Raw genomic sequence first — 10,579 nt, 5'->3', positions numbered from 1 at the left:
GGCTCCTCGCCCCCCTTGCCGACGAAGTAGCGCCAGCGGGCGAGGAGCACGCCCTCGACGACGGCCTGGGCGAACTCGGCGGCCGAGATCGCGATCCGCTCCTCGGGCAGCTCGACGGCGAGGGTGCGGTGCTGCGGCACGGCTCGCGCGAAGTCGGCCGCGAGGTCCCGCACGCGCGTGAGTCCGACCGTGTCGACGTCCCCGATGCCGAGGGCGACGAGGGCACGCCCGTCGGCACCCGGGAGGACGAGGCTGGTGCTCGCGGCGCCCGTGAAGCCCGCCACGGCCAGGTGGGCCGCGTCGATCCCGAGATCAGGCGGTGCTTGCCCTCCCTCGGCGACGGGGACGGCGAGCGCAGCGGCCTCCGTCACCGGGGGAAGAGAGGTCGCCACCGTGACCGATGGACGGTTCCTCGTGGACGGGATCGGGTCGAACGACCCACGTGCCGGATGGCCCTTCATGAGGCGTCCCTCCTGGTTGCAGTTCTCGCACTGCGCGCCCAGCATGACAGAAACTACGGCACGTAGTGGGATCGAGAAGGGGGCGCAGACGGTCACGATTCGGTGACGGCGGCGGCCGACGCGAGGACGTCGAGGCCCAGGGTCCGGGCGAGCAGCCGGGCGGCACGGACGCCGCGCACGCTGTTCCCCGTCGCGTCGAGGAGCGGCGAGAACGTGCCGAGCGCCCCCTTTCCCGGCGACACGGTGACGATGCCTCCGCCGATCCCGCTCTTTCCCGGCATCCCGACGTCGAGCAGCCATTCGCCCGACGTCTCGTACATCCCGGCGATCGTCATGACCGCCAGCGTCGCGTGCGCGGTCTCGGGGTCGACGACGCGCTCCCCGGTCAGCGGGTTCGTGCCGCCGTCGGCGAGCGTCGCGCCCATGACGGCGAGGTCGACCGCGGTCACCGCGAGACAGCTCTGGCGGGTATAGATCTCGACCGCGTCGGCCGGGTCGCCGGCCAGGGCATCCTTGCTCGTCAGGAGGTTGGCCAGCGCCCGGTTCCGGTGGTTGGTCGCGAGCGCGGAGGCCAGCGTCGCCTCGTCCACCGGCAGCTCATGCCCGGCGAAGCGCGACAACCCCGCGTGGAGCCACGCCCAGCGCTCCTCGATGTCACGGCCCGGCGTGAGGCTCGTCGTCGCGATGGCGCCCGGGTTCACCATCGGGTTGGTGCGTCCGTCCGGCGCTCGCTCGACGGCATACGCGGAGTTGAACGCGAGCCCGGTCGCGTTGACGCCGACGAGGTCGCGCACGCGATCGAGCCCGGCCCTCTCGCAGACGAGGGCGAAGACGAACGGCTTCGCGACGCTCATGACGGTGAAGGGGATCCGCGCGTCGCCGGACTCCACGAGATCGTTCGCGACGAAGGCCACGGCGAGGCCGAAGCACTCCGGGTCCGCTTGAGCGAGAGCCGGATACACGCTCGACAGGGCGCCTTCCTCATCGGCGACAAAGCGCCGGTATGCCTCCTCCACGAGCTCCTGCACCGCCGCCCGGACCGGGAGCCGTCCTGCTGAGACGAACCGGTCGTCGGAGGTGGCCACGCCCGAAGCGTAGACCCCACACCGGTTTCCGGCCCACGGCTGGCATGATCACCGATACCACGACGACAGGAGTCCGACGCCATGACGAGCGCAGCGGTCGAGAAACCGGGCAATCGGTGGCGAGGTCCCCTCATCCGGGTCGCCGTCATCATCGCCCTCCTCGTGAGCGCGGTGCTCGTCATCGGCAGCCTCGTGGGAGACATCGACTGGTCGTCGGTCCGCCGCGCGATGGGACAGCTCCACTGGTGGCAGCTGCTCCTGCTCGTCGTCGGCCTCCTCCTGCGCCAGTGGCTCAACGCGCTGCCGCTGTCGATCTACATCAAGGGCGTCAGTGCCTTCAAGGGGTTCGTCAACGACCAGACGGCGATCCTCATGACGACGTTCGCGCCGCCGCCCTCCGACATCGTCATGCGCGTCGCGATGTTCACCTCGTGGGGCGTGACCCCGTCGGCCGGTCTCGCCGGGACGGCGATGAACACCCTCACCTTCTACGTCGTGCGCTTCGGCACCCCCCTGCTCGCCATCGTCCTCATGGCCGTCACCGGCTCGTGGCACTTCGGCGAGCTGTGGGCCGCGGTGCTCAGCACGGCCGTCAGCGCCGCCATCGTCGTGCTCACCTGGCTCGCCCTGCGGCGCCGGGAGGCCGCAGCCTCCATCGGGGCCGGTGCCGGCCGCTTCGTCCAGCGGGTGCGACCGAAGGTGGACCCGCAGGCCTGGGCCGACAAGGTCGTCGCCTTCCGTGCCGACGTCGTCGACGGCATCACGCGGACCTTCCCGCGGGCCCTGCTCGCGCTCGTCGGGATGGTCGTCGTCGACGCCGGGCTCATCGTCCTCAGCATCCGCTTCGTCGGCCTGTCCGCGACCGCGGTGCCGGCCGTCACCGTGCTCACCGCATTCCTCGCCGCCTACCCGCTGACCCTCTTCCCGTTCCAGGGCCTCGGCGTCCTCGACGCCGTCGTCATCAGCACCCTCGTCCTCGACCTCGGCGTCGACGTCGAGCCCGGCATCGTCGCGGGGTTCATCATCTGGCGGGTCGTCACGATCGTCACGCCGCTCGTCCTCGGCGCCATCTCGATCCTCGGGTGGAAGTTCACCGCCCGCCCCGCCGATCCGGCGGGCCCCTCGGACGCCGCCTGATCCCGGCGCTCCGCCCCTGGCCGCCCTCCCCCTGGCCATCTGGCACCCGATCGGGGTCTGTGCACCACACCCGACGAGCCCGCCCAACCAGCCCGGCCCACCCCTGGCCATCTGGCACCCGATCGGGGTCTGTGCACCACCCCGGCAGAGCCAACCGCCCCCGGCTCCCCGTCCGGCCGGCGTCAGGACTTCCTGGTGAGCGTCAACCCGTGGTCACGGCCGGTGAGGACGACGGACGAGCCCTCGCCGGACACCTCCACCGCGCCGTCGAGGGTCTTCAGGATGGCCGTCTCGACGGCGCTCGCCGCGTCGGACGGGCACGCCTTGCGGGTCACGGCGGGCGGGGCGAAGGTCAGCGTGCTGCCGGACGCGACGGCCTTGGACCGGCCGGTGTTGCAGCCGGTGTCGATGGTCACGGCGCCGTCCGCCGCGATCGCGACAGCGGGAGTGCGCATGCCGTCGGGCACCGTCGACGCGGTGGTCCCGTCGGAGGTGCCGGTCACCGTCCACGCCGTGCCGAGCAGCGACGCGGCGTCGGCCGGAGCCTCGCGGGCCAGCTCGATCGTCAGCGACCCGGAGGTCAGGGTCAGCGCGTCGGCGGTGCCGGTCGCCGCGACGCCCTTGGTCAGCAGGTCACTGAGCCAGCTGTCCTGGGCCGCCCGGTCGGGCTCGCAGCCCATCATGGTGGTGGCGACGTCGCCGGTCCACCGAAGGCTGCCGTCCCCCACGCCGAACGGTCCGCTCATGGTGTTGCACCCGGCGCCGGCGACCATGCGGCCGTCGGAGAAGGACAGGCCGATCGTCGTGCCGTGCACGAGGTCGTGCCCGGTGACCGTCGTCGAGACGTAGGACCGGCCGTCGAGGTCCGAGGCCGTCACGGCGGCAGGGCCGGTATGCGGCGCAACCGACGCCGTGGAGCCGGATCCGGCGCCACCGGAGGCGGATCCGCACGCCGCAAGGGGTATGCCCAGCAGGCCGACGACCGCGAGCGGGACGAGACGGCGAGCGGACCGCATTCCGAATGCCGTGCTCAGGAGGCGCTGACGGAGGTGACCGAGACCGAGTGCGACTGGCCGTTCCGCTCGAAGGTCACCTTCACCGCGTCGCCGACCGTGAGGTTCAGCTCGGTCTGGGTGAGGTCCTCGGGCGAGCGGACCGCACGGCCGTCCAGCTCGGTCACGATGTCGCCGGCCCGCAGGCCCGCCTCCTGGGCCGGTCCGCCGCTCACGACGGCCTGGACGAAGAGACCCGGCGAGACGCCGTTCTGGCGGGCGGCCTCGTTGGAGATGCCGGCGACCTGCAGTCCCAGCGTGGGGTGGCTGACCCGGCCGGTGTCGATGATCTCCGTCGCCAGCGGCGCGAAGAGCGTCGACGGGATGGCGAAGTTGAGGCCGACGCTGCCCTGGTCGCCGGGCGGCGACGCGCCGGCGGAGTTGATGCCGACGAGCCGGCCCCTGCAGTCCACGAGGGCGCCGCCGCTGTTGCCGGGGTTGATGGAGGCATCGGTCTGGATCGCGCCGACGAGGTGGTGCGTCGAGCCGGACGCCGAGGGGACCCGGACGTAGCGGTCGGTCGCGCTGACGATGCCCTGGGTGACGGTCGAGCTGAGCCCGAGCGGAGCGCCGAGGGCGACGACCGGCTGCCCGACGCCGAGGTCCGCGGCGTCGCCGACGCCGACCGGCGTCGCGTTCGGCGACGGGTCCTGCGCCTTGACGACGGCGAGGTCGGTCACGGCGTCCGCACCCACGACGGTGCCCGGTGAGGAATGGCCGTCGGAGTAGGTGACGACGACCGTTCCCGGGGTGCCCCCGGGAGCGATGACGTGCTCGTTGGTGACGATGTAGTCCTGCCCGGCCGACGATCCCGACCCGGCACCGGAGCCGGGGATCGGCGTCCGGACGACGACGCCGGAGCCCGTCCCCGCGCCGGCTGCTCCGCCCACGGTCAACGTGACGACCGAGGGGAGGACGTCGCGCGCCACCCGCTGGACGTCGCAGGCGCTCACGCTGCTCGCGGACCGCGCCGACGACCCGCCCGAATGGGCGACCTCCCAGACGCCGACGACGAGCCCACCCCCGACGAGACCGGCGACGAGCGCCAGGCCGAGGCCGGCATACCCGATCGCCGGCGTGCGGGAGGACTGCTTCGCCTCTGACATGGCCACCTCCGGATCGTCGCGCCGAGTCTAGGAGACGGCGCACGCCGGTCGATATGACGGCTCGCGACCGAGACCGCACCGTGACGGTGCGGCTTCCGCCGTCGCGGCCGCGCCTCACCGGCCCCTCGCAACCGGCCAGGCCGCCCTCGGCTACTCGTCGAGCGCGGTGAGCCGGGTCTCCTCGAGGTCGAGCATCCGCCCGGCCTGGGTCAGGGCGCGCGAGCTGTACCGCCCGAGGTCGCGCGCCTCGAGCACCGTCGTGCGGAGCGCCGCGATGATGTCGAGCCGCAGGCGGAGGTACTCCTCGCGGCGGCTGACGAGCGGAGCTTCCACGTCGGCGGACTCCTCGTCGGACTCCTCGTCGGGGTCCGGATCCGTCGCGCCGCCCTGGCTCCTCGCGAGCCGGAGCCGGGTCCGCAGGAGGCTGTCGGACCGGAGCCGGTCGAGGACCGCGGGGTCGGGGTGCTCCTCGCGCTCGATGCGGTCCAGCTCCGCGTCGGCGCTGTCGATGAGCTCGTCGAGCAGGTCCGTGAGCTCCTGCCGCAGCGCCAACGGGTCGTCGGGTGGGACGTGGACGGCCCGGATGAGCGGGGGCAGGGTGAGGCCGATGGCGAGCAGCGTCGCGAGCGACACGACGAAGGCGATGAGGACGAGCTGGGGCCGGTGCGGCACGTCGCCGAGGGTCTGGGCGGCGGCCACGGTGATGGCTCCGCGCATACCGGCCCAACCGAGCACCGTCCCCCCTCGCCAGCCCATCGTCTGGTTCGCGTGGGCCCGGGCGTCGGTCGCCTTCCGGGTGAACCGGCGCCGGACCTGCTCCATCCGCCGGGGGGCGATCCGCTCGCTCGCCTCGAGCGTGGACAGCGACTCCATCCGCTCGTCGATGAGCGGCACCAGCTCCGAGGCCCGCTGGTCGGTGGCTCGCATGATGGCCACGAGCGGGCCGATGAAGGCGAGCCGCGCGCCGACGACGAGCACCGTGACGAGCAGCCCGTAGGCGACGGTCCGGACCAGCCCGAGCGTCGCATCGTGCGAGGCGTTCACCTCCTCGACGAGGGTGTGGAGGGACAGACCCATGAGGAAGAAGATCGAGCTCTCGAGGAGGAAGGAGACGGTGCGCCAGTTCGTCGCCTCGGTGACCCGGCTCTGCGCGGGCAGGTGACGCGGGCTCGCATGGCCGGTGACGAGGCCCGCGACGACGACGGCGAGAACGCCGGACGCCTCGAAGTGCTCGGCCGGCAGGAAGGCGACGAACGGCACGACGAAGGAGATCGCCGTGTTCTGGACGCTCTCGGTGAGGTGCGAACGGATCCGCACGTTGAGCTCGCCGACGAGCCAGCCGACGAGACAGGCGATGACGACCGACCGCAGGAAGTCGCCGGCGACCTCCCACAGCGACACGCTGACGGCGATGGCCGCGGTCGCCGAGCGGAGCAGGACGAGGGCCGACGCGTCGTTGACCAGGCCCTCCCCCTCGAGGATCGTCAGGAGCCGCGAGGGAAGTCCGAGCCGGCGACCGACGGACGTGGCCGCGACGGCATCGGTCGGGCTGACGACGGCACCGAGGGCGAACGCCGCCGGCCAGCCGACCTCGGGGAGGAGGAGGTGGACGAGCCAGCCCGTCGCGAGGGTCGTGAGGACGACGAGGACGACGGCGAGGCTGCTGATGGTCCGCAGGTTGCGCCGGAAGTCCTGCGCCGGGGTGTTGACGGCCGACGCGTAGAGCAGCGGTGGGAGGACGCCGGCGAGGATGAGCTCCGGCGGGGCGGTGAGGATCGGTATGCCGGGAACGAACCCGAGCAGGGCCCCGACGACGACGAGGCTGAGCGGCGCCGCGAGCCCGAGGCGCGTCGACAGGGCGGCGACACCGACGATGGCGGCCACCCCGACGACGATGATCAGCGTCCAGTCCATGCCGCTCCCGCCTCCTTCCTCCCTACGCCGTGTCCGGCTCTCCCGTGGAGCCTGCCGGAGGTCACCCGTCCGTCGGCGCGGCACCCGGCCGGCGTGTCGTCTCCTCCGGTGCCGGGGTGCCCTGATGATGACGCAGCCGCCAGGCGCCGTCGGAGTCTCGGACCCACACCGACGACCGGAGCGCGCGAGCGCCCGCCTCGCTCGTCGCATACGTGACGAGGACGACGCCGTCGGCGAGACGCTCCGCGACGACGTCGTGGGCCTCGACGTCCCGGCCCTCCTCCACCGCGAGTGCGTCCATCGTCGACGCTCTGTCCCACACCCGTCCCGACGTCCCCACCTCACGGAAGTCGTCGGCGAGCAGCGCCCCGATGCTCACACGGTCGTGCCGCACCTCGGCGGTGAGCAGTGCGAGCTCGGCGTCGACGACGGTGTCGAGGTCGCTGTGCACGTTCGACATGGCTGCTCCCTCGGGCCGATCGGGGCCCCTCAGACCGGCGCCGGAGAGCGGCGAGGACCCGGCATACGGCTCAGCTCGCCTTCTTCTTCGCGGCGCTCTTGCTCGTCCGCTTCGCCGTCGACCTCTTGGCCGGCTCCTTCTTCGCGGGTGCCTTCTTCGCCGCGGTCCTCTTCGCCGAGCGGTCGGCGGGCTCGTCGTTCTCGGGGCCGGACTCGCCGCGCGCCGCCTTTGCCTTCTCGACGCTGCGGGCCAGCGCCGCGAGCAGGTCGACGACCTCGCCGGACTCCTCGGGCTCGGCGGGTGCCGTGCGAACCTCTCCCCCGGCGACCTTCGCCTCGACGAGCTCCTTGACGGCGATGGCGTAGTCGTCCTCGTACTCGTCCGGGTCGTACTCGCCGGCGAGCTGGTCGATGAGCATCGTCGCCATCGCCATCTCCTGCTTGCTCGCGTGGGCGTCCTCGTCGAGGCCGGCGAAGTCGGGCCGGCGCACCTCGTCGGGCCACAGCATCGTCTGCATGACGATGACGCCGTCGCGGACGCGCAGCACCGCCATCGTCATCCGGGTCCTGATGGAGACGGTGACGATGGCCATCCGCTGCTCCGACTCCAAGGCGTCGCGCAGGAGGATGTACGGCTTCGTCGCGGACTTGTCCGGCTCGAGGTAGTAGGACTTGTCGAGCCACAGCGGGTCGATCTGGTCGGCGGGGACGAACTTCGTCACGCCGATCTCCTTGCTCGACCGGATCGGCAGGTCGGCGAAGTCCTCGTCGGTGAGGACGACCATCTGTCCGTCCTCGGTCTCGTACCCCTTCGCGATGTCGTCGTACGACACCTCCTCGCCGTCGATCTGGCAGATCCGCTTGTACCGGATGCGGCCCCCGTCCTCCCGGTGGACCTGTCGGAACTGGACGTCGTGGTTCTCGGTCGCCGAGTACAGCCGGACCGGCACGTTGACCAGCCCGAACGACACGGCGCCCTTCCAGATCGCTCGCATGGCCCCATCCTCACGCATTCCCGCACGTGAGGGAACCGCACCATGGGCGAGGATGGCCGTATGCAGCCCATGCTCGCCACGGCCGTCGAGCGGCTGCCGCACGGCCCGGAGTGGGTCCACGAGGTGAAGTGGGACGGTATGCGGGTCCTCGCCGACGTCCACGACGGGCGGCTTCGGCTCACCTCGCGCAACGGCAACGACGCGACGGTGAGCTTCCCCGAGCTCGCCGGCCTCGCGACGGCATACGACGACCTGCTCCTCGACGGGGAGGTCGTCGCCCTCGACCAGGGCGTCCCCTCGTTCGCGGCGCTCGCCGAGCGGATGCACGTGGGCGACCCCCGCCGGGCCGAGCGGCTGGCCCAGGAGCGGCCGGTGACGCTCATGATCTTCGACCTGCTGCGGCTCTTCGGCACCGACCTCACCGCGCAGCCCTGGTCGGCGCGGCGCGAGCTGCTCGAGCGGCTCGACCTCGACGGCCCCCGGTGGCAGGTGCCACCGGTCCACGACGACCCCGACGAGCTGTGGGAGGCGACCCGGGAGAACGGCCTCGAGGGCGTCGTCAGCAAGCGCCGCACAGCGCGGTACCAGCCCGGGCGACGCACCGAGGACTGGCGCAAGCGCGCCCACCGCACCGACCTGTCGGCCGTTGTCGGAGGCTGGCGCCCCGAGACGAGCGGGCGGCCGCGCATCGGGGCCGTCCTCGTCGGGCTTCCCGCCGCCGGTGGGGGCTGGCGGTATGCCGGACGGTCCGGCAGCGGCATGACCGGCCGGATGGCCCAGGATCTCGCCGACCTGCTCGAGCCGCTCGAACGGGCCGCGCCGCCCTTCGTCGACGAGGTGCCGCCCATCGACGCCCGGGGCACGACGTGGGTCGAACCCCGGGTCGTCGTCGAGATCCGCACGCTCGGGGGCACCGACCAGCAGCGGCTGCGGCACCCGATCTTCCGCGGCATCCGGCGCGACCTCACCCCGGCCGACGTGCGGACGCAGTCGGTCCCACCCGACCTCGACCCCGCCGTCACCCCCGCGGAGGGATCTCACCCGATCGGGGAGTCCCCTCCCCCGGCGGGCGCGTCCGACGGGCACGGCGATGGCTGACTGGACGCCGGAGGTGACCCGGGTCGACGTCGGCGGCCGGATGCTGCGGCTCACGAGCCTGTCGAAGACGATGTACCCCGCGACCGACACGACGAAGGCCGAGGTCCTCGACTACTACGCCCGCGTCGCCCCCGTCCTCCTGCCGCACATCGCCGGACGGCCGGTGACCCGGGTGCGCTGGCCGCACGGCGTCGCCGAGGACCGCTTCTTCGAGAAGAACCTCCCGTCCGGCGCGCCGTCCTGGCTGCCCCGCGTTCGGGTCGACGACGTCACCTTCCCCCTCGTCGAGGACCTCGCCCAGCTCACCTATCTCGTCAACCTCAACTCCCTCGAGATCCACGTCCCCCAGTGGACCGTCGAGGACGGCGAGCCGGTCAACCCCGACCGTCTCGTTGTCGACCTCGACCCCGGTCCGCCGGCCGGGCTCCACGAGTGCTGCAGGGTCGCCCTCCTCGTCCGGGACCGGTTGGAGGCGCTGGGTCTGACCCTCTTCCCCGTGACGAGCGGCAGCAAGGGGATGCAGCTGTATGCCGCGCTCGGCGGCGACCTGACGTCCGAGCAGGTGCGGGACCTCGCGCAGCAGCTCGCACAGGAGCTCACTAAGAAGCACCCCGACCTCATCCTGTGGAAGATGACCAAGTCGCTCCGGCCGGGGAAGGTCTTCCTCGACTGGAGCCAGAACGTCTTCCACAAGACGACGATCAGCCCCTACTCGCTCCGCGGCCGGGAGCTGCCGACGGTCGCGACGCCCGTGACGTGGGACGAGGTCCGGGCCGGTGCGGACGACCCGGACGGTTTGGCGCAGTTCCTGTTCGAGGACGTCCTCGACCGCCTCGACGCGCACGGCGACCTCATCGCCGGCCTCCCCTGATATGTAGTCGATTTTGTCAAGTGGGCGTGGTGAAGCGGGGTCCTCTGCCTGGGTGGGAGGGGACCCCGCTTCGTCGTTGCCGGGGGTGGTGGCCGGAGGCGGCGTGTCAGGCGACGCGCGGTCAGTCTGATATGCGCGGGTTGGGTACCGCAGGGCCCTTGTTTCGGCTGGACAGGCGTGGCGTGTCTGAGGTCGAGCGTGCCCCTATGGGGGTGCTCACAGGGGAGTCGCCGGTGCTGTCCTCGCGCTGCTGGCCGGTCATCACGGGTGTCCCGGCAACGGGACTGTGGGGGTTAGTCGTCCATCACGGCCAGCGACCAGCACCAGCCGGCCAGTTCGCGGGCGATGGCGGTGGTGGCCACGGTGTGACGTTTCTTGTGGTCGGTCAGGATCTGCCAGCG

10 protein-coding genes are annotated in these 10,579 nt (G+C 72.2%); 3 read left to right on the top strand and 7 right to left on the bottom strand.

Annotated features, from left to right (window positions below; all coding sequences use genetic code 11):
- Nucleotides 1-371: M17 family peptidase N-terminal domain-containing protein (locus BN12_RS10880; protein ID WP_327152648.1), on the bottom strand; the 371-nt coding region annotated here is incomplete at its 3' end.
- Between the two features lie 182 nt (nucleotides 372-553).
- Entirely contained in the window at nucleotides 554-1,546 is a 993-nt protein-coding gene (gene glsA / locus BN12_RS10875; protein ID WP_048552407.1) for a glutaminase A, read from the bottom strand.
- Nucleotides 1,547-1,627: 81 nt separating this feature from the next.
- On the opposite strand from glsA, the gene BN12_RS10870 reads away from it, so the two are divergent.
- Nucleotides 1,628-2,683, top strand: coding sequence for a lysylphosphatidylglycerol synthase domain-containing protein (locus BN12_RS10870; RefSeq protein WP_048552406.1), 1,056 nt, complete (start codon nucleotides 1,628-1,630; stop codon nucleotides 2,681-2,683).
- A 182-nt stretch (nucleotides 2,684-2,865) separates the two neighbouring features.
- Here the strand turns inward: BN12_RS10870 and BN12_RS10865 are convergent, their stop codons facing one another.
- From BN12_RS10865 to ku, 5 genes are all read right to left on the bottom strand, one after another.
- Nucleotides 2,866-3,699: an META domain-containing protein gene (locus tag BN12_RS10865; RefSeq protein ID WP_048552404.1), complete on the bottom strand. Its 834-nt coding sequence runs from the start codon at nucleotides 3,697-3,699 to the stop codon at nucleotides 2,866-2,868.
- Between the two features lie 14 nt (nucleotides 3,700-3,713).
- Nucleotides 3,714-4,841 (bottom strand): S1C family serine protease, encoded by a 1,128-nt coding sequence (locus tag BN12_RS10860; RefSeq protein ID WP_083454986.1) that lies wholly within the window; start codon nucleotides 4,839-4,841, stop codon nucleotides 3,714-3,716.
- 150 nt (nucleotides 4,842-4,991) lie between these two features.
- Nucleotides 4,992-6,755, bottom strand: a complete 1,764-nt coding sequence (locus BN12_RS10855; RefSeq protein ID WP_048552401.1) for a cation:proton antiporter — start codon at nucleotides 6,753-6,755, stop codon at nucleotides 4,992-4,994.
- A gap of 61 nt (nucleotides 6,756-6,816) precedes the next feature.
- Nucleotides 6,817-7,215 (bottom strand): nuclear transport factor 2 family protein, encoded by a 399-nt coding sequence (locus tag BN12_RS10850; RefSeq protein ID WP_048552399.1) that lies wholly within the window; start codon nucleotides 7,213-7,215, stop codon nucleotides 6,817-6,819.
- Between the two features lie 70 nt (nucleotides 7,216-7,285).
- Nucleotides 7,286-8,209 (bottom strand): non-homologous end joining protein Ku, encoded by a 924-nt coding sequence (ku, locus tag BN12_RS10845; RefSeq protein ID WP_048552396.1) that lies wholly within the window; start codon nucleotides 8,207-8,209, stop codon nucleotides 7,286-7,288.
- 60 nt (nucleotides 8,210-8,269) lie between these two features.
- Here ku and ligD (BN12_RS10840) point away from each other — a divergent pair, with 60 nt between their 5' ends.
- Together ligD (BN12_RS10840) and ligD (BN12_RS10835) are read left to right on the top strand one after the other, a co-directional pair.
- The gene (gene ligD / locus BN12_RS10840; protein WP_083454570.1) at nucleotides 8,270-9,307 is read left to right on the top strand and encodes a non-homologous end-joining DNA ligase; all 1,038 of its coding nucleotides are present in this window, start codon (nucleotides 8,270-8,272) and stop codon (nucleotides 9,305-9,307) included.
- The gene (gene ligD, locus BN12_RS10835; protein ID WP_048552392.1) at nucleotides 9,300-10,178 is read left to right on the top strand and encodes a non-homologous end-joining DNA ligase; all 879 of its coding nucleotides are present in this window, start codon (nucleotides 9,300-9,302) and stop codon (nucleotides 10,176-10,178) included. The genes ligD (BN12_RS10840) and ligD (BN12_RS10835) overlap by 8 nt, the downstream gene beginning before the upstream one ends.
- The last annotated feature ends 401 nt before the right edge of the window (nucleotides 10,179-10,579 follow it).

Source organism: Nostocoides japonicum T1-X7, assembly GCF_001046855.1.
GTDB lineage: Bacteria > Actinomycetota > Actinomycetes > Actinomycetales > Dermatophilaceae > Nostocoides > Nostocoides japonicum.
This window is presented reverse-complemented; position numbering and strand designations above follow the sequence as displayed.